This is a genomic window from Anaerolinea thermophila UNI-1 (assembly GCF_000199675.1).
Taxonomy (GTDB): domain Bacteria; phylum Chloroflexota; class Anaerolineae; order Anaerolineales; family Anaerolineaceae; genus Anaerolinea; species Anaerolinea thermophila.
On the sequence record NC_014960.1, the window covers coordinates 291,441 to 316,886 of the forward strand.

Sequence of the window (25,446 nt, forward strand, 5' to 3'; positions counted from 1 at the left end):
GAGGCAACTGCTTTATGGAAAACACCGCCCAACGCTCTGAGTGGTTCATCAATCTGCTGATTAAAGTCTCCGGTTATTCCAGTATTTTATTCGTCACCCTGATTCTGATTTTTCTCTTGCGCGAAGGCTTGCCCGCTCTGGGAGTGACGCCACTCTCCAATTTGTTCGGCGAGCGCTGGTATCCCATTGAGTCTTACTTTGGCATTCTGCCGTTGATGTTTGGCTCGCTGGTGGTCACGGTAGGCGCTCTGGTCATTGCCATTCCCTTTGGGGTGGGTACCAGCGTGTTTATCTCTGAAATCGCTCCCCCATGGGTCAACTCGGTGGTCAAACCGCTGATTGAGATTCTGGCAGGACTGCCCTCGGTGGTGCTGGGCTTCCTGGGCATTCAGGTTGCCGCCCCGCTCTTCCGCGAAGCCTTTAACCTGCCTACAGGGTTGAGCGCCTTTACCGGCGCGGTACTGCTGGCGCTGATTGCCACCCCCACCATTGTTTCCATTACCGAGGATGCGCTCAATGCTGTCCCGCCGGCTTATCGCCAGGCAGCCCTGGCGCTGGGGGCTACCAAATGGCAAACCATTTGGGGGGTCACCGTTCCGGCGGCGCGTTCCGGTATCCTCACGGCGGTCATGCTGGGGATTGGGCGTTCCATCGGCGAGACGATGGCGGTGATGATGGTGACGGGCAATGCGCCGGTGCTTCCGCATGGACTGAGCGCCATCTTCATGCCCGTGCGCACCATGACGGCTACCATTGCCTCGGAGATGGGTGAGGTTGCCAATGGCAGTCCGCACTATCAGGTGCTGTTCTTTATCGGCATCGTCCTGTTCCTGATTTCGCTGGTCATTAACGTTGCCGCATCGTGGGTAAGTTTGCGCAGTCGCACCCGCGCCGAGCGCGTGCTTTCGTGAGGGGAATATGGAGCGATCGTTGATTTCGGCTCGCATTCAACAACGCATCGGTTTCAGCCTGCTGGGAGTGGTGACGTTTGTGACGGTTTTGCCCGTTCTGCTCATCATTGGCTACATCATTCTCAAGGGGATGCCTGCTATCTCATGGGAGTTTTTGACCGCCATGCCGCGCAACGGCATGCGCGATGGGGGCATCTTGCCCGCGATTATCGGTACCTTTTACCTGACGCTGGGCACAGCCATTTTCTCCGTGCCGTTGGGGATTGCCGCCGCCATTTACATTGCCGAGTACGCTCCCGATAACTTCCTGACCCGCCTGATTCGCATTGCTATTATCAACCTGGCGGGGATTCCTTCGGTGGTGTACGGGCTGTTCGGGTTGGGGCTGTTTGTGCTGTTCCTGCGGCTGGGGACGAGCATTCTGGCGGCATCCCTCACCCTCTCCATCATGACCCTGCCGGTGATCATCTCCACCGCCGAAGAAGCCCTGCGCAGTGTGCCGCAAGCCTTCCGCACGGTGAGCATTTCGCTGGGGGCAACCCGCTGGCAAACCATCTGGCGCATTGTGTTACCGCAAGCCATGCCGGGCATCATTACCGGTATCATCCTGGGGCTGGAGCGCGCCGCAGGCGAGACCGCGCCCATCCTCTTCACCGGGGCGGCGTTCTTCCTCCCGCGTTTGCCGCAGTCGCCCATGGATGCCACCATGGCACTGCCGTATCATATTTTCGTCATCTCCACTTCCGTGCCGGGCATGCCCATTCAAATTCAATATGGCACGGTGCTGGTGTTGCTGGTTTTCGTTCTGGGCATGAACCTGATTGCCACGTTCATCCGTCAGCGAGCGCGGGCAAAGCGCCAATGGTAATCTCTATGGACAAGATTCGCATTGAGCATCTCAGTATTCGTTACTCGGACGGCACCGAGAGTCTGCGCGATATTAACCTCTCCATCCCAGCCAATCAGATTACCGTGCTGTTTGGTCCGGCGGGCGGGGGAAAATCCACCCTTCTGCGCGCCCTGAACCGCCTGAACGATCTGGCGGATGTACAGGAAGTCTCCGGGCAGATTCTGTTCAACGGCATCAACATTCTGGACCCCAAACTCAATGTGGTAGAACTGCGCCGCAAGATTGGCATGGTGTTTTCCCGTCCGGTAGTCCTGCCATTGAGCATTTACCAGAACGTCAGTTACGGCTTGGAACTGATGGGCGAACGCCGCAAGAGCAAACTGGATGAAGCCGTGGAGCGCGCTCTGCGCCGCGCCGCCCTCTGGGATGAGGTGTATGACCGCCTGCATGACCCTGCCAATGCCATCTCTGGTGGTCAGCAACAGCGTTTGTGTCTGGCGCGCGTGCTGGCGTTGGAGCCGGAAGTTATTCTGCTGGATGAGCCCACCTCGGCGCTCGATCCCGTCTCTACGGCGCGTATCGAAGGGCTGATGCAGGAAATTAAGGAACAGTACACCATTGTTTGGGTGCCGCACAATGTCCAGCAAGCCGCGCGCATGGCAGACTACGCGGCTTTCTTCCTGCAGGGCGAACTGGTGGAGCATGGTGTGGGCGAGACGTTGTTTGTCAAGCCCCGCGACCAGCGCACACAGGATTACGTCACCGGGCGTTTTGGTTAATTTTCCCTTTCAACGAAAATTTTTTACCGTGATGGCTGACAAAACCAGCCGGTAGGACATGGAATTCTATGGACGTTTTTCGTGGTCTTCGCGGCTGCGCAGTCCGTACACTTCCAGCACCGGCAGCACGGCAAGAATGCCCGTATTCGGATCGGCAAGCGGTCCGACCACCTTCTCGGTGTTTTCCACGATGCGCTGAACAACCTCACGGCTCTCGACGATGGAGAAGAGCGTGCGGTTGAGGATTTCCTCATGCTCTTTCAACAGGGCCTGCAGGCTGGGAATGAGCGGCATATCCTCGCGCAAGGCTCCGTGCTTGATGATGCGTCCCATGCCCGTTGAGGGCAGGACCGTCACGCCGGTTACACCGGCTTCATCCCAGGCATCCAGAACAGCACTCAACTTGGTTTCGTCATGTAACACGTACAGCACGAAAAACATAGCGTTAACTCACCTCCCTGACTTTGGGTTTGGGTGAGGGCAGTGTACACACCCATCGCAACAATGGCGGCGTGATCAGAGTGGAAATCAGCACCATCCCCACCACCGTGGAGAAAAATTCACGGGAAAGCAGTCCTTCGCTCAAGCCAATGGCGGCAACGATGAGACCCACTTCGCCGCGGGAAATCATGCCTGCGCCCAGTTGCATGGATTCCCGCCAGGTGAAGCCTGCCAGTTTGGCGCCCAGCCCGGCGCCAATCCACTTTCCGGCAACGGCAACCAAACTGACAATCAGCGCCAGCCAGAGAGCCTCAAGAGGCAGTTCGGTGAGGTTAATGCGCAAGCCCACATCCACAAAGAAAATGGGAATGAAGAAACTGTACCCCAGCATGGCAAAGCCGTTTTCTACACTGCGTTTTTCGCCGGAACGTCCGACCATCATGCCGGCAAGGAAGGCGCCGGTGATTGCCGCCATCCCGCCGATCAGTTCGGCGGCGACGGCGTAAACCAGCATGACCACCACCGCCATGGCGACATTCCCGCGGCTGATTTGCAGACGGGCGAGCAGGCGGGAGAAGAACGGAAGAACATACATCCCCACCAGCACGGAAAGGACCAGGAAGCCCGCCATGCGCAGAATGGTCATTATCACGGCGCTCGCGCCGCTGGCGCCGTCTACCAGAGCGGTCATGACGGAGAGCAAGAGGATGACGAAGATATCATCGAATACGGCGGCGCCCAGCAAGCCCAAGCCCACCCGACTGCGCAGAATGCCCAGTTCCATCAGCGTCTGTGCGGAGATGCTCACGCTGGTCGCGCCCAGCGCCAACCCGAGGAACAGCGCCGAGCGTGTTTCCATGCCAGAGGCAAAGCCCACCGCCGCGCCCAAGCCTACGGGAAAGACCACGCCCAGCAGTCCCGCCAGCACCGAGACCCGCCCGTTGCGCGCCATCTCGCCCAGTTCCAGTTCCAGCCCTGCCAGGAACATCAGAATCAGCACGCCCATCTCTCCCAGTTCCCGCACAATCTCATCCAGGTGGGAATCGGTGATGAAGGGGAGATGGGTCAGGTTGAGCAGAGAAGGTCCCAGCAGGACGCCGACCAGCAATTCACCAAACACCGAGGGCTGACCAAAGCGCTGGCTGACCCACCCGGCAATTTTGGCGGCAAAGATGATGATGGCAAGGGTGATGGAGAGTTGCAGAAATGGCGACATAGGCATTTTTCAGGAAGGTTATCCAAAGTTTACCATAATTTTTTCCACTCCCTTCCGCCCTTCCTTTCAGGTATACTCGGGGTTAATCCAGATGGAGGAGTCTCATGACCATTCAGGAAGAATTACAGCGCTGGGAAGACAAAGTTCTCAAGCCTTTACTGAGCAAGTATCCCGAACGTAAACCCGAATTTACCACTTCTTCCGGCATTCCCCTGCCGCGCTTGCTCACCGAAAAGCCCGTGGATTATCTCAAAGACCTGGGCTTTCCGGGGTCGTATCCTTTCACCCGCGGCATTCAGCCTACCATGTACCGCGGGCGCTTCTGGACGATGCGCCAGTATGCCGGCTTTGCCACTGCCGAGGAATCCAACCGCCGTTACCGCTACCTGCTGGAGCAGGGACAGACCGGGCTTTCGGTTGCCTTTGACCTGCCCACGCAGATTGGCTATGATGCCGACGACCCCATGGCGAGCGGCGAAGTGGGCAAGGTGGGGGTTTCGATTTCCTCTTTGGAGGACATGGAAACCCTTTTCCAGGGCATTCCGCTGGAGCGCGTCTCCACCAGCATGACCATCAACGCCCCTGCCGCTATTCTGCTGGCGATGTACATTGCCGTGGCGAAAAAGCAGGGTGTGGATCCCGCCAAACTGCGCGGCACGATTCAGAACGACATCCTCAAAGAGTATGTGGCGCGTGGGACGTACATCTTCCCGCCGGCGCCGTCCATGCGCCTGATTACCGACATCTTCGCCTACTGTGCCAAACACGTGCCCTACTGGAACACCATCAGCATTTCAGGCTACCACATCCGCGAGGCGGGCGCCAACGCGGTGCAGGAAGTGGCGTTTACCCTGGCGAATGCTGTGGCTTACGTGAATGCCGCATTGCAGGCCGGCTTGCAGGTGGATGAATTTGCCCCGCAGTTGTCCTTCTTTTTCAACGCCCACAACAACTTCCTGGAGGAAATTGCCAAGTTCCGCGCCGCGCGCCGCCTGTGGGCGGAAATCATGCGCGAGCGCTTCCAGGCGCAGGATCCGCGTTCGTGGATGCTGCGCTTCCACACGCAGACAGCCGGTTCTACCCTCACCGCGCAACAGCCTGAAAACAACATTGTGCGCGTGACCATCCAGGCGCTGGCGGCTGTGCTGGGCGGGACACAATCCCTGCATACCAACAGCATGGACGAAGCCTTGTGGCTTCCCACCGAGAAATCGGTGCGGGTGGCACTGCGCACCCAGCAGATTATCGCCTACGAGTCCGGCGTTGCCGATACCATTGACCCGCTGGGCGGCGCGTATGTCATCGAATACCTCACCGATGAGATTGTCAACCGCGCCCGCGAGTACCTGAAGAAGATTGACGAAATGGGCGGCGCTCAGCGCGCCATTGAGACGGGCTACATGCAGAGCGAGATTCAGCGCTCGGCGTACGAATATCAGCGCGCGGTGGAGAAGAAAGAGCAGATTGTGGTGGGGGTCAATGCCTTCCAGACGGAAGAGAACTTGACGCTGGAGCGCCTCAAGGTGGATCCCGCCATTGAAGCGGCACAGCGTGAACGCCTGGCGGCTCTGCGCACGCGCCGTGACAATCAAAAGGTGCAAGAATTGCTGACACGCCTGGAACAAGCCGCCCGCACCAGCGAAAACCTGATGCCCCTGTTCATTGAAAGCGTGGAGAACTACGCCACCCTGGGTGAAATTGTTGGCGTCCTGCGCCGCGTATGGGGGGAATACGTGCCCCCCGCCTGGCTGTAAGACGAAGGGAGAGGAATACGGATGAGCGAAATTAAGAAAATCAACCATGTTGCCATTGTGGTGGGCGATATCGACCAAGCCCTGACCTTCTGGCGCGATGCGCTGGGGTTGGAACTGCATCACGTTGAGGATGTGCCCAGTCAGAAAGCCGTGGTGGCTTTCATGCCCGTGGGTGATAGCGAGGTGGAACTGGTCAAACCCACTACCGACGATTCCGGGGTGGCTAAATTCCTTGCCGAGCGCGGCGGGGGCATGCACCACCTGTGCTTTGAGGTGGACGACCTCGAAGCCAAACTGGCGGATCTCAAGGCAAAGGGCGTGCGCTTAATCAATGAAACCCCGATTGAACTGCCCGGGCGCAAGATGGCGTTCATCCACCCCAAGAGCACCGGCGGGGTGCTGGTAGAACTGTATCAGTTGATTTAGAAGAAGAAGCGTCCCCCGAGCCTGCCGAGGGGGACGCTGGCTTCGGCAGACTCGCCGTGCGGCGCTGGCTGAACGTGTCGAAGCCAGCGGCTTGGCGCATGCAATGGAACGATCGGGTCTCCGCCTTTTCCGGGCGGAGAATTTTTTAAGGGCAGAAACTCATCAAATCGGATAAAATTAGAGAAAATTATTGGCGTTTTTGGGAGAGCAGAATATGGCGCAAACTTCACGGCGCGTGTTTTACTGGCAGTATCAGCAAGGGGAGTGGCAGGCGCTGAGTGGCGAGGTGATTGCCGAGCAGGCGGTGACCCTGACCGTCAACGGCGAGGAATGGATTACCCTGATGTGCACCCCTCATCAACTGGAAGCCCTGGCAGTGGGGTTTCTTTATAATGAGGGGTTGATTCAATCCCTGGAAGAGGTGGCTATCCTTCAACCCTGTGAAAATGAACACAACGTGGATATCTGGCTGACGCACGCGCTGAGCAAGCCGCGCCGCTGGCGGCGCACCTCGGGCTGTACCGGTGGGATGACCCAGGTGGACGGCGAGGAAGATTTGCGTGTTCCCTTCTGGGGACAGGCTCAGGTTGAAGCGGAGCAAATCATCCAGTGGATGGAAGAACTCTACCGCCATCAGGAACTCTACCACACGGCGCGCGGGGTGCATGCTTCGGCGCTCAGCGATGGCGAGCGGGTGGTTGTGCAGTGTGAGGATATCGGCAGGCACAACACGCTGGACAAACTCTCCGGCTGGGTGTTGTTAAACAACTTTTCCGGCGCGCAGAGAATCGTCCTCACTACCGGGCGCATCAGTTCCGAGATGCTTCAGAAATCTGCCCGCCTGGGGGCGGGGATGGTGGTGTCACGCACATCGCCGACTTCGGCATCGGTGGCGCTGGCGGAGCGCTGGGGCATTACCCTCATCGGCTACGCCCGTCGCAACCGCCTGACGGTGTACACCCATCTACAAAGGCTCAAAGGCGCGCCGGTGGACTTACCTCTGACTTCGGGAATCGCCTTTTCGCCTTCTGAAAACCCGCCCTTTGAGTGAGTCTCTTCGGGAAGGATGCCTGTCTTTCCGCTCGGGAACGGGCGAGTTTTGTCTGAAGATTCGTGGGTTGAAGAGTCCCTGTAAGGGAATCAATGTAGAAAATTTATCCCAATTCATTATAATTTTGATTAACCTCGCGTTTAACTGCAGAGAGAAAGGATGTCAGCCCCCATTCCATTTCTTCTGGTTTTGTTTTTTTCTACCGGCTTGAGCCTGTATTTGATGGGCATTGCCCGGCGTTCTCTCCATGTTCCGGGGGCAAAAGAGTTTTTCTTTCTCTCCATGGCGGTGGCGTTCTATACCGCCGGATATGCGCTGGAGATCTCTCAGGTGCGCCTGGAAGATGTGCTCTGGGCGGTGCGCTTTGAGTATCTGGGCATTCCCTTCATTCCTCCGCTGATTTTGCTCACCACCCTGCGGCTGGTTCGTCCCAAACCGATTCCTCTCTGGGGAATAGCCCTGTTGTTTGTCATTCCTCTGGGCACGCTTGGGCTTGCCTTGACCATACCCGCTCACTCCCTGTTTTACATTGAGCCGCATATGGTGCAAAATCCCTTTTATACAGGTCTGACGTTTGAACGCGGGGCGTGGTACTGGGTGAATCTGATTTATCAATTGCTTGCCGGGGTGCTTGCTCCGCTGATTCTGCTGACGGCGGCACTGCATGCCTCGCCGCGCCGCAGGCGGTCTTTTCTTCTTATGGGCGTGGGCATTTTGATCCCCTTTGTGGTGAGCATGGCATATGCGCTGGAACTCACCCCCAGGGGGGTTGACCCCATTCCCTTTGCGTTGGCTTGTGCGGTGAGTTTCTTTGCGCTGGCAATTCTGCGCACTGGGCTGTTTGATATTCTGCCGCGGGCGCGTGAACTGGCACTGGATGGGGTGCAGGAAGGTATTCTGGTGCTGGATAGCGAAAATCATGTGGTGTATGTCAATCGGGCTTTGTGCCGCTTAATGGAGGGGCAGGACTGGCAGGTGGAATTTCCACTGCCTCAGGCTTCCCCGATTGGCGAAGCCGTACACTCTCTGCTTGCTGAAGGGCGGGGGCAGGCAGAGGTGATGTTCTCTTCTGAACAAAACGGTATGCATGAGTATCAAATTCAGGTGTATCCCATTTTAGATGCTGCGGGAAAGGAAGAAGGTAAAACGGTGCTGATTCGCGACATTACCGAAACCCGCCGCCTGATTCGTACCCTGAACCAGCAAGCCACTGTGGACGCTCTCACCGGGGTGTACAACCGCCGTTACCTCATTGAACTGGGGGAAACCGAACTGGAAAAGGCGCGCCAGATGTCCCTGCCTTTCACGGTAGTGTTGATGGATTTGGATCGCTTCAAACAAATCAATGACCGCTTTGGTCATGCGGTAGGCGACCACGCCCTGCAGGAAGTCGCCAGGTGCTTCAAAGCGGGGGTGCGCAGTAGCGATATTGTGGGGCGGTATGGGGGGGATGAGTTTGCGCTGATTCTTTTCGGTGCTACCGAAGAGCAGGCAAGGCAGGTGCTGGAGCGCCTGCAGAATTGTATGGAGCGTTTGGGTTTGCAGGAGCAGGGCGAACCTCTGCACATCAGCGCCAGTTTTGGCGGGGTGACCTGCAATGGCAGGTGCTATGCGCCGCTGGATGAACTTCTGCGCCGGGCTGATCATGCCCTGTACCGCGCCAAAGAACAGGGGGGCAAGGCGATTGAGTGGTTTGCGGGGGAAGAAGAGGAACAGGAATAGAATCTGGAAAGCATGTAACCTTCGCGGTTGAAATTCATCTAATTCACGGAAAGATCAACTGTGGAGGGTTCGTATCATGCCAGAAGCCGGAAAAACGTTTCCGAAAGTGATTATTTTTACTACCCCAACCTGCACGTACTGTAACGCCGCCAAACGCTACCTGCGGGAGCGCGGTGTACCGTTCAAAGATGTGGATGTCAGCCGCGATGCCGCTGCGGCGCGGGATATGGTGCGCCGATCAGGACAGAGCGGGGTGCCGGTGCTGGATATTGGCGGGAAAATCGTTGTCGGTTTTGACCGCCCGAAAATCGATCAGTATCTTGGATTGCGCAAGTAAATCTCACGAAAGGAGTGAACAAGTTCATGAGCGCTTTGAAAATTCAACCTTTGGGAAGCCGTGTGGTGATTAAACCCCTGGAGCAGGAATCCAAAACCCCTTCGGGTCTGTACATTCCCGAAACGGCAAAGGAAAAACCGCAGTACGGCGTGGTCGTAGCGGTGGGCGATTCCGAAGATATTAAACTCAAAGTCAACGATAAGGTGCTGTTTGCCAAATACTCCGGCACCGAGTTCAAACTGGATGGGCAGGAATACCTGCTGATGGAATGCAGTGACGTGCTGGCAAAAATCCTCGAGTAAAGCCCGCGCATCCTCCGAAACCACATCCCCCGCACGCCGGGGGATGCTGGTTTAAGGGGAAAACATTGTAGCGTTCAGGGCAATTCCTCGCATGCCAGCCCGTTGTGATCGGGGTCGAGGGTGGTGTTGCGGTAATCGCCGCAGGCGTCGAAACAGGCCTGGGCTTCGCGACGGGTGGCGAAATCGGCGCAGGTGTAGCGGCGGTTGCAGTCGCAGGCGGGGGGCGTCAGCCCGATGGAGACGGCGGGGGTGGGCAGATGCGCCAGCAGGTCTTTCCACACGCCTTTCTGTTCGGCGCGGGCTTGGGCTTCTTCCTGTAAAAAGGCTTCGATGCAGGCGATGCCCGGCGGGTACAGCGCGGGCAGTGCCGCGCCTTCGCGGATGAGCGCCTGATTGACGAACACCCCGCCCGCCAGCACGTAGTACAGGGCTGGCTCGCTCTGCGGCGGGACAGCGGGGTCGGCAATCAATTGCACGGTCTGATTCTCCGTCCACTGGCGGTTGAGGGCGTCTGCCAGTTCGCTCTGCTGGGGCAGTTCCACGCCCAGGTAGCGCACCTGCCGCGTTTCGCCGTTAATCTCCACTTCCAGGGTGATGCCGTCCAGCACGTGTCGTACCCGCGCAGAGAGGCTTGCGGCGTTCGCCGGCAGGCAGGATGCCTGCGATGGAGTGGGGGTAGGCGAGGGAGAGGATTCGGCGGTTGACGAGGCAGGCGGCAGGGTTGGCGTGAGCATTTGCGCAGGCTGAAGAGTCATAGAAAGGCGCACCTCTGCCGGCGGTGGGGTGAGAAGCAGGTGGAGCATCCAGCCCAAGCCGCCCAGCGTGAGCAGTGCCAGCATGACCAGCACTGCGATTTGGGCAAAGGTGAAAGGTTTGGATTTCATCGGCAGAGATGATTATAAACCATGCGCGCGCTGGATTTCATTCTGGAAGGGGTTAGGATAACCCCCGCTCTGCCTGAGCCACCAGCCAGCCTTCCAGTTCGGAAATATTTTCGCTCAGTCTTGCCGCGGCGATGATGGGAAGCCAGAGAGCGTATTCCGATTCCCCGCCCGGACGGAGAGAGAAGTACTGCGCCAGATAGGCGCGGTGAAAAAGATGGGCAAGGCGTTTCAGTAGTGGATGGCGGATTTGACCGCTTTCGATGCTCCCCTTCAGGATGATGCTGGTGCGTGCCAGATCTGCCAGCGGATTGCCCGTTCCGGCATCCATCCAGTCCAGAATTACTTCGCCCTGAGGGGTCAGCAGGATGTTATCGGGATGAAAATCTCCATGGCACAAGTCATGCCCTTCCGGCAGTTTTTCGAGCCGGGTCAGGGCTTTTTCTCGCAAACGGGCAGGGAGCGATTGAGCCTGAAGGATTTTGCGGGCCATTTTGGGATTCAGAGGGGGGATGTCTGTCGGATGGGTAACGGCGTGAACGCGGGCATGCAGTTCTGCCATCCTGCGGGCATACCGCAAGATTTTCCAGGGGGCGCGCGCCAGGCTTTCCGTCATGGAGATGCCTTTTATCCGCTGGCAGGTAATCCCGTACCGTCCCTTGTACTCAATGATTTCCCCCACCTGTGGAACGGGCAAACCGCAGGATTGCATGGTGCGGGCAATACGGTATTCGTATTCAACCGCGTCGAATCCTACCCAGGCATGGAATAACTTCAGCACCTGATTCTCGCCCCAGGCAAAGATCTCCGCCGTGCGACCATAAGCAATGGGTTTATCCAAATCGTCCATTCAAATTCTGAGCAGACCGCGGAAGCCTCTGGATGCGTAGTACGAGTCTGCGCTGTTGTGATAGACAAACACGGTGTTATAACGGCGGTCGCAGAAGAGCGCGCCGCCCAACTGGCGAATGCTGGTGGGGGTTTTGACCCAACTGGAGGTTTTGGTGTCGAACTCGCCGAGCCGTTGCAGGGCGCGGTATTGTTCTTTGGTGAGCAATTCGATGCCCATAGCTTCCGCCATCTCCATGACACTGCCGGCGGGCTTGTTTTCTTTGCGGGCTTCCCATGCCGCGCGGTCATAGCACAAACTGCGGCGTCCCGCAGGGCTTTCGGGAGAGCAGTCGCAAAAGAGAATTTCGCCGGTAGTTTCGTCAACGCCAATCACGTCGGGTTCGCCGCCGGTGCGCTCCATTTCATAGAGCGACCATACTTTTTCAGGGTACGTTTCGATGCGCGCCTGCACGGCCTCCCAATCCAGTCCCGGGTGGCGGTGCATGTGTTTGGCAAAACGTTCTTTCAGCGTTTTGAGCAGGGTCTCGCGCTGTTCTGTGGATAAAGGTTGAGAGGTGTGAGTCATTGTCTTCCCTTGTGTAAAATCCTTTCGAAATAATGGACAGCAGTTTGCGCTCTGCCTGCGCTACCACATCTTCAAGGATTGAGAGGACGTATTCTACCGGTAACAGTATGTCATAAAAGGGGGAGGCTGACAACCCCTCAAAAAAAAACAGCCCTTGAAGTGTGTTAGAATCGAGGGGTATGCAGAAGCCTGTGCTGATTCTGGCGTCCAATTCGCCGCGCCGCCGCCAACTGCTGGGGCTGACCGGCCGGGAGTTTCTCGTCCGTCCTTCGGATGTGGATGAAACTCCCCTGCCCGGAGAAACCCCGGATGCTTATGTCCTGCGCCTGGCAGAGGACAAAGCCCGCGCTACTGCCGAACACGCTCCCGCCGAAGCCTGGGTAATTGCTTCGGATACCACGGTGGCACTGGAGGGGCGCATCCTGGGCAAACCGGAAGACGCCGCCGAAGCCCGCGCCATGCTCACTGCCCTGCGCGACCGCATGCACGACGTGTACACGGCGGTTGCGCTCTTCCACCCTGCCAGCGGGCAGATGCTCAGCGAGGTATGCCATACCGGCGTGCATATGCGCGCCTATACCGACGAAGAAATCGAAGCCTACATCGCTACCGGCGACCCCATGGATAAGGCGGGCGCTTACGGCATTCAGCACGCCGGTTTTTCCTGCGTGGACGCGCTGGATGGCTGTTACGCCAGCGTGATGGGCTTGCCCCTCTGTCACCTGGAACGGCTGATGCGCGGCGTTGGGCTGGCGGCGGAGGTGGATGTGCCAGAGGTCTGTCAGCGTTTTCTGGCGTACGATTGCCCGGTCTTTTCCTCTATCCTGCAAGATTCGGCTTCCGGAAGGGAGGCTTTTTCGTCATGAAGGTTGCGCGTTCCATCCTGCTGGCTTTGATGATGATCCTGACTGCTTGCTCCGTGTTCTCTCCGGCGCCAGCCAACCATACCCCTGCGCCCAGCGCCACGCTGGCGCCCCCCAGCGTCAAGGTGACCAGCGCGCCCGATGTGCGCGGCGCAGTTGAAGCCTTCCTGAAAGCCTGGCAAGCCGAGGACTACGAAGCCATGTATGCCCTGCTGGCGCCTGCCACGCAGGACGCCGTCCCGCAGGAAAATTTCATCAAACGCTACAAGGATGTAGCGGTCAACCTGACCTTGCAGAAACTGGATTACGAGATTCTTTCCACGCTCACCAATGTCTCCAGCGCGCAAGCGGCTTACCGGGTAACCTTCCACACTGCCGTCCTGGGCGACCTGTCCCGTGAGATGAGCATGAACCTGGAACTGCGCAGTGACGGCTGGCGTGTGCTTTGGGAAGACGGCATGATCATGCCCGAACTGCGCGGAGGCAACCTGCTGGCGCTGGACTACCGCTCGCCCTCACGCGGAAGCATCTTTGACCGCAACGGCTACCCGCTGGCAATCAACACCGATGCGGTGGCATTGGGGATTGTCCCGGGGGAGATCCCCGAAGGCATGGAAGGCGCCGTGCTGGCGGAACTCTCCCGCCTCACCGGTTATCCGCCGGAGTGGATTAAGGCGCTGTATAACGACAATTATGTGAACTACTACATTCCCGTCGGCGAGACCACCCGCGATGCTTTCAACCTGCGCTACGACGTGGTGAAAGACATGCCCGGTTTTGCCTGGAAAGAGTACAGTGCCCGTTACTATTCGGATAACGGCATTGCTCCCCATGTCACCGGTTATACTCTTTATATTCCACAGGAACAACTGGACGCTTACCTGCGCCAGGGCTATGAGATGAACGCGAAAATCGGGTGGGCAGGGCTGGAGAAATGGGGCGAAACCACCCTTTCCGGTCAGCGCGGAGTGGGGCTGTATGTGCTTGACCCGCAGGGACGGGTGCTCACCCGTCTGGGAACGCGCGACCCGCTTCCGGCGCGCTCCATCTACACCACCCTGGACGCCAACTTACAGCGCGAAGCCCAGAAAGCCATCAATTCCTTCAACGGCGCGGTGGTGGTGCTGGAACTCAACACCGGACGGGTGCTGGCGATGGCATCCTCGCCCGGTTTTGACCCCAACCTGTTTGAACCCTCCAACATCAACTCCCGCGCGCTTCAGGATGTGCTGAACAACCCCAGCAATCCGCTGGTCAACCGCGCCGCTCAGTCGGCATACCCGCCCGGTTCGGTGTTCAAAATTGTCACCATGGCAACGGCGCTGGAAACCGGCTTATTCAAACCCGAGGATACTTACGAGTGTGGTTACTACTTCACCGATTTGCCCGGCTACACCCTCACCGACTGGACGCTGGAAAAGGAAATTCCCCCCAGCGGCACGCTCACCCTTCCCGAAGGGCTGATGCGCTCCTGTAACCCCTGGTTTTATCATATCGGCTTGGAACTCTCCCGCGCGGGTGTGGCGGATAAACTGGCGGAGATGGCGCGCGCCTTTGGCTTGGGCGTGCCTACCGGCATCCAGCAGATTGCGGAAGAAACCGGCAACATCCCCGACCCTTCCAGCGATGAAATTGCCGTGCAGATGGCAATCGGTCAGAGCCAGATTCTGGTCACCCCCCTGCAGGTCGCCAGCATGATTGCCGCGGTGGGCAACGGCGGCACGCTCTACCGCCCGCAGGTGGTGGAAAAAATCGTCGATCCCGACGGCAACGCTGAGTACACCTTCAAGCCCGAAGAGCGGGGAAAACTGCCCGTTTCTGAGGAAACTCTCGCCCTTCTGCAGGATACCCTGCGGCAGGTGGTGGTCAACAATCGCGGGACGGCGGTGCGGGCTTTCTCCGGCTTGGGAATCCCCGTATCCGGCAAGACCGGCACGGCGCAAACCGGACCCGGGTTGAAACCGCATGCCTGGTTTGCGGCTTACACCTCTGCCAAACGCGAGAACAAGCCCGATATTGCCGTGGTGGTGATTGCCGAGAACGCCGGCGAAGGTTCAGAGATTGCCGCGCCCATTGCCCGCCGCGTCATTGAAGTGTACTTCTTCGGACAGCCTCAGCGCATCTATCCATGGGAAGCCAAACTCAACGTGACTCGTACCCCCACCCCAGAGGTGACCGAAACCCCCAGCCCATGAGCGATGAAGCCTCGTTGATTCCCGGTCGTGTCATTCGTCTTCAGTCAGGGTTTTACACGGTGGAAACCCCGCAGGGTACCTGGACGTGCAAACTGCGCGGGCGCTTCAAACTGGAACAAAAGGACGGCGATGTCATCAGCGTGGGCGACTGCGTGCAGATTCTCCCGCTTTCTGACGGCACCGGCGTCATCGAGGTGATTGAGCCGCGCCACAGCGAACTGGTGCGCATGGATCCGCGCCCGCGCGGCGAGTACCGCCAGATTCTGCTCGCCAACATCGATCAAATTGTAGCCGTGTTTGCCTGCGCCAACCCCGAACCGCGCCTGCGCATGCTCGACCGCTTCCTGGTGATTGCCGAAAAACAGGGCATCCCCGCGGTGATTATCGCCAACAAGGTGGACCTGGTGGGCATGGAGCGAGCCCGCGAATTGTTCGGCATGTACCCGCCGCTGGGCTACCCGGTGATTTACACATCCGTGCGCCAGGGCGTGGGCTTGGATGAGGTGCGCGAGTGCCTGCGCGGCAAAATTACCGGACTGGCAGGTCCCAGCGGAGTGGGCAAATCCAGTTTGCTGAACGCCATCCAGCCTCATCTGGGTTTGGCGGTGCGCGAAGTCTCCGAAGCCAGCGGCAAGGGCAGGCATACCACCGTGGTGCGCCAGTTGTTTCGCCTGGAGATGGGCGGCTACGTGGCAGATTTGCCCGGTCTGCGCGCGCTGGCGTTGTGGGATACTCAGCCCGAAGAACTGGACGGCTACTTCCCGGAACTGCGCGACCGGGTGGCGCAGTGCCAGTTTAGCGACTGCACCCACACCACTGAGCCGGGATGTGCCGTGCTGGCGGCGCTGGAACGCGGCGAAATTCACCCGGCAAGGTATGAGTCTTACCTGCGCATGCGTTTTGGCGGGGAAGAGTAATGAAAATTTCTTCCTTAAACCCTGCTTTCATGCTCTATCTCTGGTATTCTGGCACAATCCTTGCATTGCAATTTCATTACAAAGCCGCTCCAAATATGGCGAAAAGTTTGGAGTTGGTTATAATAGGGTCGTAATTCTAGTTTGTCAAAGGAGTGTAATTATGACTAAGAAAATGCGTGTTGCTTATGCTGTTGTCTTCGCCCTGATCCTTGCCGCCCTCACTTTCGCCTATGCTGCGGCGAATACCGTGCCTGTGACGTATGCTGGAGATGGTTCCAGCATTACCAGTGGTTACACGGTGAGCAATGTGCACTATGTGCTAGATACCACCAACCCCGCCAACATTTCCCAGGTGACCTTCTCCCTGGATGCCCCGGCGAATGATGTACGGATCCAACTGGTCAATGGGGGTGCCTGGTTCTCCTGCTCCACTGCGGGTACGAGCGTGACCTGCAACGTGAGCGGTGTGACCGTGCTGGCAGCCAATACCCTGCGCGTTGTAGCGGTTCAATAATTCCTTTCCTTCACCCATCGAGAAAGGGCGCGACGTCGAAGCCAGAGGCCGCGCCCTTTCTTTAATCGCCAAAGCCTATGCGTAAGTACCTGCTCACCCGCCGCGCTCTGCTGATCGCCGCTTTGTCGCTCAGCGCCCTGGCCTTCCTGTGGGTTTTGCTGGCGCCCAGCCGCTTTGGCGGCGCGGTGGAGTATGTCATCGTCAGCGGCGACAGCATGGAGCCGCTCTTCCACAAGGGCGACCTGGTTTTACTGCGCCGCGCGCCGTTCTACGAGGTCGGCGATATTGTCGTCTACCGCTACCCGGGCATCGGCGCGGTCATTCACCGCATTGTGGATCGCCGCCTCGACCGATTTGTCCTCAAGGGCGACCACAACACCTGGGTGGATGGCTACGAACCGGCGCCGGACGAGATTCTGGGGAAATACTGGCTCTGGCTTCCCGGAATGGGTACAATATTCTTGCAACTGCGCTCGCCCTGGGCGCTGGCGATTCTGGTAGGGGTGGGCAGTTTGATTTGGGGGCTCTCTTCTATGCAATCGAAGTGGACAGAACGACGGAAAAAAATCAAAGCGCGTGTGGATGATGCCATCATGGCGGCGAGGCAGTCTGCCGGGCAGTTCGACACGGCAGTGATGGGAGCGGGAAAGTGGCTTTCCGGCAGGCAGGAAGGCTTTTTGCTGGTAATGTACATCATCGGCATTCTGGCGCTGGTGCTGGGCGCGTTTGCTTTCACCCGCCCGGTGAGTTTGACCGCGCCCGATAACCTGCTCTACAAACAAACCGGCGCTTACGCCTACACCGGCGAAGTGCCTGCTGGGGTGTACGATGAAAACCGCGTGGTCAGCGGTGGCGCCATCTTTCCCAAAGTATCCTGCGGGATTGAGGTGGCTTTTGACTATCAACTGCAAAGCCAGCACCCTGCGCAGGTCTCCGGTACCTATCAACTGATGGCGGTGGTCAACTCCACCACCGGCTGGCGGCGCACTATCCTGCTGAATGAACAGCCGGTGTTGTTCTCCGGCAAGACGTTCAGCGCGCAGGCGCCGCTGGATGTGTGCGAAGTGGAGAAGATGATTGCCCAGGTGCAGGAAGTTACCGGCGCGCAGACCTACCAGTACTTCCTGAGCGTTTACCCGCAGGTGAAAGTCAGCGGTACGCTGGGCGGCATGACCCTGGAAGAGACTTTCAACGAGCCGCTCTCTTTCACCGTGCAGACCGATCAGATTTACCTGAACGCGCCCGCCAAAGAGGACGCCAATCCGCTCCAGCCGGTCAAAGAAGGTGCGCTGGTGCGCATGAAGACGGTGGACAACACCCTGAGCATCTTCAGCATGGATGTGCCGGTGCGCACTGCCCGTACCCTCTCTGCCGTTGGGCTGGCAATTGCCGCGCTGGGCATTGGCCTGGTGCTGTACCTGCTTCAGCAAGCCGAGGGCAAGGACGAGAAGATGCTGGCGAAACTGGCGGTGGGTTCGCGCCTGGTTGAGGTGCAGGATCCCTTGGCGCGCGGCGATGCCCGGGTGGTGCATCTGCCCGCTCTGAGCGATCTTCTGCGTCTGGCGGAACAGCGCGAGGAAGTGGTCTTCTTCCACTACGCCGCGCCGGTGGCAACCTACTACGTGCGCGATGGCGATGTGCTGTACGTGCATCGCAAACTGGGCCCTGCCGCCGCCGAGGGGGTGGATGAGTCCACCCGCCAGGCGCTGGTGCGTGCGCTGGAAAAGGATGAATTTGCTCTGTACTTCCAGCCTTCGGTCTCGCTGGAGGACGGCAGGGTGGTGCAGTTGGAGTCCTTCCTGCGCTGGCGGCATCCTGAGCGGGGACTGCTCATGCCTGTACAGTTCCTCCCCGAAGTGGAACGTGCCGGTATGATGATGCAGGTGGACCTGTGGGTTCTGCGGCGCGCCTGCGAGTATCTGGCACAGTGGCGCGAGGCGGGCTACCCGCTCTATCCGGTTGCCATTAACCTTTCCTTGCAGTCGCTGGCAACAGAAGGTTTTGCCGCCCAGGCCCAGGCGATGGTTGCCGGGCTGGGTGTTTCGCCGGAGTGGCTGTACCTGGAAATCCCGGAAAACGGGCTGGATGTCAGCCCTGTGGGCGCGGAGAATCTGCGCCAACTGCGCGAAGCCGGTTTTGGCATTGTGCTGAACGCCGGCGAGCGCTTCAACCCCGAGGCGCTGGAAGCCGAACCCGTCCAGCAAATCAAACTGGGGTATCCGGTGGTGCAGAAGTTGAGCGCTGTCAGTGAAATGCAGGACCTTGCCAGCCGGTGGATTTCGCAAGCCCACGAGCGCAAGATCCGCGTGGCGGCGGTAGGTGTGGAAACCAGTCAGCAGTTGGGCTTCTTCCGCCTGCACGCTTGCGATCAGGCACAGGGCTACTGGATCAGCCCGCCGGTAGCAGCGGAAGACCTGCCGGGCTTTCTGGCGCAGAAACGAGCGTGGGTAGAAGTTTCTTCCAAACCCGAATGAGGCAGAGATGCGGCGGTTGCGGGTGCTGTTGGGTGTGATGTTTGTGTTCATCCTGCTGGGGGCTGTCTCAGCGGTGGCGGGCGCCAATGTGGTGCCAGTTACCCGCGCCGGGATGATCACCCGCACCAATACTCCCAACGACTTCCGCCCGCCTGCCTGCACGGCAAACGTGACTTCAATTATCAGTGGGAGTGGCACCCTCAACGGCACTCCAGGGAATGACTTGATGCTGGGCAGTGCTGTGGGCGATACGTTGTACGGCGGTGCGGGTAATGACTGCCTGATGGGCGGGGGCGGTTTTGACTGGCTCTTTGGGGAGGATGGCAACGATTACCTCAACGGCGGTCCCGGGTTTGATTTGTGCTTTGGCGGTTTGGGATTGAATACCTACGATGTCTCCTGTGAGATACAATGGTAATGGGGGAGCCATGAGGATGCAGAACATGAGCCGCAAAATGCGCTGGGCATGGATGGCGTTGGGCTTCCTGATTCTGGTGGGGTCTATCTCGGCGTTTGCCGCGGCAAACATTGTTCCCTTTACTCACCTGGGTGAAATTCTGCGCGCCAATACCGTCAACGATTTCAAGCCCCCGGAGTGCGCCGCGCTGAATCTCACCAATATCGTGGTGGGGAGCGGTACGCTCACCGGCACAAATCAAAATGATTTAATCCTGGCAAGTCCCTTCAATGATACGGTCAACGGGCGTAACGGTTCGGAGTGTATTCTGGGCGGCGGCGGGGACGATTATCTCGATGGTAGACAGGGAAACGATGTCATTCTGGGTGGACCCGGCGATGATACGCTGATCGGTGGCACGGGCAATGATTACTTAATCGGTGGACCCGGCTATGACTACTGCGAAGGTGGCGGGGGGACGGATACCTTCGACCCTTCGTGTGAGATTCAAATCCAGTAAAAAAGCCCCTGAAAGGGGCTTTTTCTTATGAGAGGGTTAATCCAGTGGTAGTACTGTGCCGCTTTGCGGATACTCCACCTTTGAGAAACCCGCTTCGATGATTTTCTCGCGCAGAGCGGCGGCGGCAAGTTCCTCGCCGTGCACCAGGGTAATCCCGCGCAGGGAACGGCGGCTTGCCAGGGCGTATTTCAGAAGCATATCCTGTCCGGCATGGGCTGAAAGCCCGCCGATGGTGGCTACCTCGGCGCGGCGGATGTAGGTTTCGCCGAAGATTTTGACCTTAAACTCGCGGTCTGCCAGGCGGCGTCCCAGCGTATCGGGGGCTTGCCACGAGACAATCATCACCGTGTTGCGCGCGTCTTCCAGATTGTTCTTCAGGTGGTGCAGGATGCGCCCGGTTTCCGCCATGCCCGATGCTGAGATAATCACCATCGGACCGGGCAAGCCGTTCAGGGCTTTGGACTCTTCCACATCGCGGATGTAGGTGAGGGTTGGGAAGTCCAGCGCGGGGTGGCGGTGTTCGCGGATGAACTGGCGGGTCTCCTCATCGAACAATTCGAGATGCTTCATGAACACTTCCGAGGCGTTAACCGCCAGCGGGCTGTCCACGTACACCGGCACGGAAGGCAAGTCGCCGTCGCTGATCATGCGGTTGAGCGAATAGACGATTTCCTGCGTGCGCCCTACGGCAAAAGCGGGGATGATCACCTTGCCGCCGCGTTCAAAGGTGCGCAGAGCCACCTCGCGGAACTCGGCGTACGCCGCTTCGGGGTCGCGGTGCGGTTTGTCGCCGTAGGTGCATTCCATGAGCAGGTAATCGGCATTTTCCGGCAGGACGGGGTCCTTCAGCAGGGGCAGTTTCTCGCGCCCGATATCGCCGGAGAACCACACCCGGCGGCGGGTGCCGTTCTCTTCCAGGTCCAGAATCACGCCCGCCGAGCCGAGGATGTGCCCGGCGTCCACAAAGCGGGCATGCACGCCCGGCGCGGGTTCAAAGGGCTGATTGTACGGTACAGGCACAAACAGCGGACTGACCGCTTCGGCATCGGCGCGGGTGTAGAGCGGTTCAATCGGCGGCTCGCCGCGGCGCAGGCGTTTCTTGTTCAGGTATTCGGCATCGGCTTCCTGAATGTGCGCCGAGTCCCGCACCATGATTTCGGCCAGTTCGGCGGTAGCCGGGGTGGCGTAAATGGGTCCTTCAAAGCCCTGCTTGACCAGGTTGGGCAGGTTGCCGGAATGGTCAATGTGGGCATGGGAGAGGATGACAGCGTCCAGACGGCGGGGGTTGAAGGGAAAAGTGCGGTTGCGGGTGTAGGTATCGGCGCGGCGTCCCTGAAACAAGCCGCATTCCAGTAAAACCCGCGCGCCGTTGATTTCCAGCAGATGCTGGGAGCCGGTAACGGTTTGGGCAGCGCCGAGAATACGAATGTTCATGAGATCTTCTCTTTCACCAGCAGTTGGATGAGTTCCTTGCCAAAGGTTTGCCAGCGCCAGGGCAGGTGCGCCATCAGGCGTTCAATGTCTTCCGGGGTGGTGACGTCGCACTGCGCCAGCGCGTGCATGGTGTCGCGCGGCAGGATGACGTCAGATTCAACGCCCATGCGCCTGCCGGCATCCTTGCGCCAGCGCTTGAGCATTTCCAGGCGTTTGAGTATCTGATGGTTGGGACGGGAGTAACCGGGCGGTTGGGGGGCAGGGCGGGTTCTGCCGCGCCGCAGGGCTTCCATGATGCCCAATCCGTAGCGCTCGAGATGCGCATAGGAAAGCCCCTGCACCTCTGCCAGGTCTTCCAGCGTCATGGGGTTGGCTTCGGCAATCTGTATCAGCACAGCGTTGGAGAGCACGCGAAAAGGCGGCAGGTTGGCAAAGCGGGCTTGCTGTTCGCGGAACTCCACCAGCGCCTGGAGCAAACTGGCTTGCTGGGGGGGTAAATCGGTTGTTCCGGCAACATCCCACCACATGGGCGGACGGGATTCTGCCGGCGCGGCGGGGGTTTCGCACACCCGCAGAAAATCTTCTTCGGCCAGCGCCGTCAGCCCACGCTCTGCCAGTTCCTTTGCCAAGTGGTTACGCAGGTCAATCAGATAGTGGGTGTCCAGCCTGGCGTAGTTGAGCATGGCGGGCGGGAGCGGGCGGCGCGCCCAGTTGGCGCGCTGATAACGCTTGTCCAGGGTGACGCCGAAATGCTCTTCCAACAGTGCCGCCAACCCGACTTCACTGCGCCCGAGGATGCGGGCGGCAATCATGGTGTCGAACAGATGGGTGAAGGTGAAACCAAAATCACGCTTCAGGCAGAGGATATCGTACTCGGCGGCGTGAAACACTTTTTCGATGCCGGGGTTGCTGAAAATCTCATTCAGCCCCGAAAGATTGACCGATGCCAGTGGGTCCACCAGATAATCTGCTCCCGGCACGGAAAACTGAATCAGGCAAATCTGTTCCTGATAAGCGTGCAAGCCGTTGGATTCGGTGTCCACCGCAATTTGCTCGCAGGCAAGCAGATGGTTCATCATCCGCCGCAGGGCGGTGGGGGTGGCTACCCAGATGGGAGCGGTAGGGTCTTGGTGGTGCATGAGAGGAATTATAACAAGAAAGCGGCACTCTTCCAGAGGGTTATTTGGCTTTGAGCGGATGTCCATGGACGTTTATAATAACCCTTGTGAAGCAATGGCTGAAGAAATTTCGTGAGCGCGCCGAAGCCCTGGAAAAAGAAGCCTGCGTGCTGGTACAGGCATACCGTCATCCGCGCACACCCTGGTATGCCCGCGCGCTGGCGGTGCTGGTGCTGGCGCATACCTTCAGTCCCATAGACCTGATTCCCGATTTCATCCCCGTGCTGGGCGTGCTGGATGACTGGATCATCACTCCGCTGGGCATTGCGCTGGTAATTCGCTTGATTCCGCCCGAGGTAATGGCGGAAGCCCGCCGGCAGGTGGAAGAAAATGGCAGTGCCAGCCCCGCCCTGCGCCGTTTGGGGGCGGCGCTGGTCATTCTCTTGTGGCTGGTGGTGCTGGTGTGGCTGGGCAGAGCGTTGGGATTGGGAATGAAAAGCGGAGGAACATAAACTTTCCTCCGCACTTGGTTGACGAAAAAGGTTTGGTTTATGCAGGTTGGAGTTCAAGCCATTGGGTACGCACCACCTGCGGATCGCTGGCGTAATGAAGCAGGCGCAATCCTTCCAGGCGGATCAGTTCCGGGAAGATTGTCTGGTAAATGCGGCAGTTGGGCGAACGGTGATAGGGGCTGTGCATCACCCTGCGGGTTTCCAGCGGGCATCCTCCACCGCACCAGTAGCGCCACGAACATTCCGCGCATTCTCCGCGTTCATCCACGGGGGGATTGATGAGATGGTATTTATCAGCACGAATATGGGAGACCGGGTCGGGGTCGTGCACGGTGGTTACCGGATGATGGAGCAGCATCTGGCATTGGGCGATGCCTCCCTGAGGGGTGAAGACCAGATAATCGGCGCCTGCTCCGCAGGGCAGGGTGTGCGGATATGCCAGCGTGGTACGATCCAGAATCCCCAGCAGGCTGAAGCGTGGCAGGTGGTGTTCGATGACTTTCAGAGCCGCTTGAATGCCAGCCAGAATGGCTTGTTCTTCGAGTTGCAGGTCGGCATGAGATTGAGAGAAGAGGCTCTGGCGGTAAAAGTTTAACTGGAAGATCAGTCCTCGTTCCAGCACCCACTCCACCAGTTCTGCCAGTCCGGCGGCGTTCCTGCCCGTCACGGTGATGGAGATGCTGGGGGGCAGTCCGTGTTCCAGCGCGAGTTCAACGGCTTGAGAGACCTTCTCAAACGAGCCTTTGCCATCGGCAAAGTGCCTCTGCGCGTCATGTCCTGTACCCAGTCCATCCAGAGAAATCATGAGCCGTATGCCGCGTGTTTTGAGCGCCTGTACCATTTCAGGGGTGAGCAGGGTGCCGTTGCTCAATACCACTTCGTCAAGATAGATGGGCTGTACTTCTGCCAGTTGTTGGGCATATCCGTGCAGTTCGAGGATGAGAGGAAAACGCAGAAGCGGCTCGCCCCCTGCGTACATGATTTTCACGCCGGTATAGGCGTGGCTCTGGGCGGAGCGGAAAAGGGCGTGCACGGCGGCTCTGCCGGTTTCCACGCTCATATCCTGAGGACGGTGGGGGAGGTAGCAGTAATCACAACGCAGGTTACAGCGGTCGGTCAAATGAAACCATGCGCTCAGGGCTTTCCAGCAGGAGGCGCCGGCTACAGGAACAAGCACAGGATAGAGGGTAAGATGAGAAGCGTTAGGGGAAAAGGCCGGAGTAGATTTTACGGGAATAAACTCCGAGGAGATTTTCTGGGGTTGGGGTTGAGTGGGAGTGTCGGTAAATTGGCTGGAATGAATCAGAGCATACGAGACGAAGGAGACCGGGTCTTGAAATGCCCCCCTGGCGGCAGGTGCATCACAACTACAGTCTCCATCCTTTAAGGGGATTTTGGAAGGCGAGTCGCAAGAGCAATCTCTATCCTGCACAGACATACGCTCAGGATTCAGCACCCCCTGCATGACCTGAATTTTCATGGATATCCTCCCTGCAATATAGCCCTTTGCGTATATTCTATTTTAGAGAAAAACTCTGCAAAATAGAAGGATGATTTTTTAAGAAAAGCCACCTCCACAGAGAATCCAGGGAGGTGGCTTATAGAACACCCGGAAGGACGTTTTAACTCAACGCAAAAGGGGTGAAGCGGGTGTGTACGTCGTAGTAGTCTTCCCGCTCGGCGCGTTTGAGGGCGTTGACAATTTGATAGGTCAGCGGGGTCATCACCACTTCCACGCCCACCTTGAAGAGGTAATTGGTCAGCATCAGCGTGCCGAACAGCGACCAGGGGAAGACGCCCGTCAGTGAGGCAACCAGGATGAAGACCAGCGTATCCACACCCTCGCCCACCAGGGTACTGCCGATGGTGCGCATCCATAAGAAGCGCCCCTGGGTCAGGACTTTCATGCGCGCCAGCACGATGGAGTTGCTGAATTCGCCTGCCAGGTAGGCAATCAAACTGGCGAGGACAATGCCGCCGGAGAACATCCCGCCCAGGATGGCATCGTAGGCAGATTGACCGGCGTATTCCTGCCAGGTGGCTTCGCCGGGCAGGTTACGCACCACCCAGAAGATGAAAGCGCTCAACGCCAGCATGGCAAACCCCGTCCAGATGACCCGCCGCGAGCGGCGGAAGCCATAAACCTCGGTCAGCACATCGCCAAAGATGTAACTGATGGGAAAGAGCAGGGTGCCCGCATCAAACGCCAGCGGGATGTTGCCGATGGACAGCCCCCAATCCACAATTTTGGCGGAAGAGGCAATGTTGCTGACAATCAGCACGGTGACAAACAGCGCCATGACCAGGTCGAGGTATCGATAAGAACGTTCTTCGTTTTGAGAAACACTCATACTTTCCACACGCTCCAAATATACAATTGCGCCCCAAGTATACCTGAATCCTCTTTAATTTTAA

General features: G+C 58.4%; 26 protein-coding genes. 17 read left to right on the forward strand and 9 right to left on the reverse strand.

From position 1 onward, the window contains the following. Positions 1–14 precede the first annotated feature (14 nt). The 3 genes from pstC to ANT_RS01320 are packed head-to-tail and all read left to right on the forward strand — an operon-like array spanning position 15 to position 2,540. A complete protein-coding gene (gene pstC / locus ANT_RS01310) occupies positions 15–911 on the forward strand; it encodes a phosphate ABC transporter permease subunit PstC (protein WP_013558695.1) in 897 nt (298 codons plus the stop codon). A 7-nt stretch (positions 912–918) separates the two neighbouring features. Further along, the gene (gene pstA, locus ANT_RS01315) at positions 919–1,779 is read left to right on the forward strand and encodes a phosphate ABC transporter permease PstA (RefSeq protein WP_013558696.1); all 861 of its coding nucleotides are present in this window, start codon (positions 919–921) and stop codon (positions 1,777–1,779) included. 5 nt (positions 1,780–1,784) lie between these two features. Beyond that, entirely contained in the window at positions 1,785–2,540 is a 756-nt protein-coding gene (locus ANT_RS01320; protein WP_231854295.1) for a phosphate ABC transporter ATP-binding protein, read from the forward strand. Between the two features lie 66 nt (positions 2,541–2,606). Here ANT_RS01320 and ANT_RS01325 read toward each other — a convergent pair whose 3' ends face one another. Both ANT_RS01325 and ANT_RS01330 read right to left on the reverse strand, forming a co-directional pair. Beyond that, on the reverse strand, positions 2,607–2,981 hold the full coding sequence (locus tag ANT_RS01325) for a P-II family nitrogen regulator (RefSeq protein WP_013558698.1): 375 nt from the start codon (positions 2,979–2,981) through the stop codon (positions 2,607–2,609). A 4-nt stretch (positions 2,982–2,985) separates the two neighbouring features. Next, positions 2,986–4,197 (reverse strand): cation:proton antiporter, encoded by a 1,212-nt coding sequence (locus tag ANT_RS01330; RefSeq protein ID WP_049784798.1) that lies wholly within the window; start codon positions 4,195–4,197, stop codon positions 2,986–2,988. A gap of 104 nt (positions 4,198–4,301) precedes the next feature. Between ANT_RS01330 and ANT_RS01335 the strand changes: the two genes are divergently transcribed. The 6 genes from ANT_RS01335 (at position 4,302) to ANT_RS01360 (ending at position 9,789) form a co-directional block, all read left to right on the forward strand. Beyond that, on the forward strand, positions 4,302–5,951 hold the full coding sequence (locus tag ANT_RS01335; RefSeq protein WP_013558700.1) for an acyl-CoA mutase large subunit family protein: 1,650 nt from the start codon (positions 4,302–4,304) through the stop codon (positions 5,949–5,951). A 21-nt stretch (positions 5,952–5,972) separates the two neighbouring features. Next, positions 5,973–6,377, forward strand: coding sequence for a methylmalonyl-CoA epimerase (gene mce / locus ANT_RS01340; protein ID WP_013558701.1), 405 nt, complete (start codon positions 5,973–5,975; stop codon positions 6,375–6,377). A gap of 214 nt (positions 6,378–6,591) precedes the next feature. After that, complete coding sequence (fdhD, locus tag ANT_RS01345; protein WP_049784799.1) at positions 6,592–7,428, forward strand: formate dehydrogenase accessory sulfurtransferase FdhD; 837 nt, start codon at positions 6,592–6,594, stop codon at positions 7,426–7,428. Between the two features lie 159 nt (positions 7,429–7,587). Continuing rightward, positions 7,588–9,150 carry a histidine kinase N-terminal 7TM domain-containing diguanylate cyclase gene (locus tag ANT_RS15920; protein WP_013558703.1) on the forward strand — a complete coding sequence of 521 codons (1,563 nt, stop codon included), beginning with the start codon at positions 7,588–7,590 and terminating at the stop codon, positions 9,148–9,150. A gap of 76 nt (positions 9,151–9,226) precedes the next feature. Next, positions 9,227–9,487 carry a glutaredoxin family protein gene (locus tag ANT_RS01355; RefSeq protein ID WP_013558704.1) on the forward strand — a complete coding sequence of 87 codons (261 nt, stop codon included), beginning with the start codon at positions 9,227–9,229 and terminating at the stop codon, positions 9,485–9,487. Between the two features lie 26 nt (positions 9,488–9,513). Continuing rightward, positions 9,514–9,789 (forward strand): co-chaperone GroES, encoded by a 276-nt coding sequence (locus ANT_RS01360; RefSeq protein WP_013558705.1) that lies wholly within the window; start codon positions 9,514–9,516, stop codon positions 9,787–9,789. A 74-nt stretch (positions 9,790–9,863) separates the two neighbouring features. Here ANT_RS01360 and ANT_RS01365 read toward each other — a convergent pair whose 3' ends face one another. The 3 genes from ANT_RS01365 to ANT_RS01375 are packed head-to-tail and all read right to left on the reverse strand — an operon-like array spanning position 9,864 to position 12,087. Then, the gene (locus ANT_RS01365; protein ID WP_013558706.1) at positions 9,864–10,673 is read right to left on the reverse strand and encodes a thermonuclease family protein; all 810 of its coding nucleotides are present in this window, start codon (positions 10,671–10,673) and stop codon (positions 9,864–9,866) included. Positions 10,674–10,725: 52 nt separating this feature from the next. Then, complete coding sequence (locus ANT_RS01370) at positions 10,726–11,520, reverse strand: phosphotransferase family protein (protein WP_013558707.1); 795 nt, start codon at positions 11,518–11,520, stop codon at positions 10,726–10,728. Continuing rightward, positions 11,521–12,087 (reverse strand): DUF4256 domain-containing protein, encoded by a 567-nt coding sequence (locus ANT_RS01375; protein WP_013558708.1) that lies wholly within the window; start codon positions 12,085–12,087, stop codon positions 11,521–11,523. 179 nt (positions 12,088–12,266) lie between these two features. On the opposite strand from ANT_RS01375, the gene ANT_RS01380 reads away from it, so the two are divergent. The 7 genes from ANT_RS01380 (at position 12,267) to ANT_RS17975 (ending at position 19,967) form a co-directional block, all read left to right on the forward strand. Continuing rightward, on the forward strand, positions 12,267–12,953 hold the full coding sequence (locus ANT_RS01380) for a Maf family protein (RefSeq protein ID WP_013558709.1): 687 nt from the start codon (positions 12,267–12,269) through the stop codon (positions 12,951–12,953). Then, a complete protein-coding gene (locus ANT_RS01385) occupies positions 12,950–15,145 on the forward strand; it encodes a penicillin-binding transpeptidase domain-containing protein (protein ID WP_013558710.1) in 2,196 nt (731 codons plus the stop codon). The genes ANT_RS01380 and ANT_RS01385 overlap by 4 nt, the downstream gene beginning before the upstream one ends. Beyond that, the gene (gene rsgA, locus ANT_RS01390; RefSeq protein WP_013558711.1) at positions 15,142–16,062 is read left to right on the forward strand and encodes a ribosome small subunit-dependent GTPase A; all 921 of its coding nucleotides are present in this window, start codon (positions 15,142–15,144) and stop codon (positions 16,060–16,062) included. Before ANT_RS01385 ends, rsgA begins: the two co-directional genes overlap by 4 nt. A gap of 160 nt (positions 16,063–16,222) precedes the next feature. Then, positions 16,223–16,576, forward strand: a complete 354-nt coding sequence (locus ANT_RS01395) for a hypothetical protein (RefSeq protein ID WP_013558712.1) — start codon at positions 16,223–16,225, stop codon at positions 16,574–16,576. Positions 16,577–16,653: 77 nt separating this feature from the next. Continuing rightward, positions 16,654–19,050 carry a signal peptidase I gene (locus ANT_RS01400; protein WP_013558713.1) on the forward strand — a complete coding sequence of 799 codons (2,397 nt, stop codon included), beginning with the start codon at positions 16,654–16,656 and terminating at the stop codon, positions 19,048–19,050. 7 nt (positions 19,051–19,057) lie between these two features. Beyond that, on the forward strand, positions 19,058–19,468 hold the full coding sequence (locus ANT_RS17970; protein ID WP_013558714.1) for a calcium-binding protein: 411 nt from the start codon (positions 19,058–19,060) through the stop codon (positions 19,466–19,468). 25 nt (positions 19,469–19,493) lie between these two features. After that, positions 19,494–19,967: a calcium-binding protein gene (locus ANT_RS17975; protein ID WP_269447648.1), complete on the forward strand. Its 474-nt coding sequence runs from the start codon at positions 19,494–19,496 to the stop codon at positions 19,965–19,967. Between the two features lie 36 nt (positions 19,968–20,003). Here the strand turns inward: ANT_RS17975 and ANT_RS01415 are convergent, their stop codons facing one another. Continuing rightward, entirely contained in the window at positions 20,004–21,401 is a 1,398-nt protein-coding gene (locus ANT_RS01415) for an MBL fold metallo-hydrolase (RefSeq protein WP_013558716.1), read from the reverse strand. Continuing rightward, a complete protein-coding gene (locus ANT_RS01420) occupies positions 21,398–22,540 on the reverse strand; it encodes a ribonuclease D (RefSeq protein ID WP_013558717.1) in 1,143 nt (380 codons plus the stop codon). The genes ANT_RS01415 and ANT_RS01420 overlap by 4 nt, the downstream gene beginning before the upstream one ends. 86 nt (positions 22,541–22,626) lie before the next feature. Between ANT_RS01420 and ANT_RS01425 the strand changes: the two genes are divergently transcribed. Then, a complete protein-coding gene (locus ANT_RS01425) occupies positions 22,627–23,031 on the forward strand; it encodes a YkvA family protein (protein ID WP_013558718.1) in 405 nt (134 codons plus the stop codon). 37 nt (positions 23,032–23,068) lie between these two features. On the opposite strand, the gene ANT_RS01430 is transcribed toward ANT_RS01425, so the two are convergent. Together ANT_RS01430 and ANT_RS01435 are read right to left on the reverse strand one after the other, a co-directional pair. Next, the gene (locus ANT_RS01430) at positions 23,069–24,511 is read right to left on the reverse strand and encodes a radical SAM/SPASM domain-containing protein (RefSeq protein ID WP_013558719.1); all 1,443 of its coding nucleotides are present in this window, start codon (positions 24,509–24,511) and stop codon (positions 23,069–23,071) included. 142 nt (positions 24,512–24,653) lie between these two features. Beyond that, positions 24,654–25,382, reverse strand: a complete 729-nt coding sequence (locus tag ANT_RS01435; protein ID WP_013558720.1) for a queuosine precursor transporter — start codon at positions 25,380–25,382, stop codon at positions 24,654–24,656. Positions 25,383–25,446: the final 64 nt, after the last annotated feature.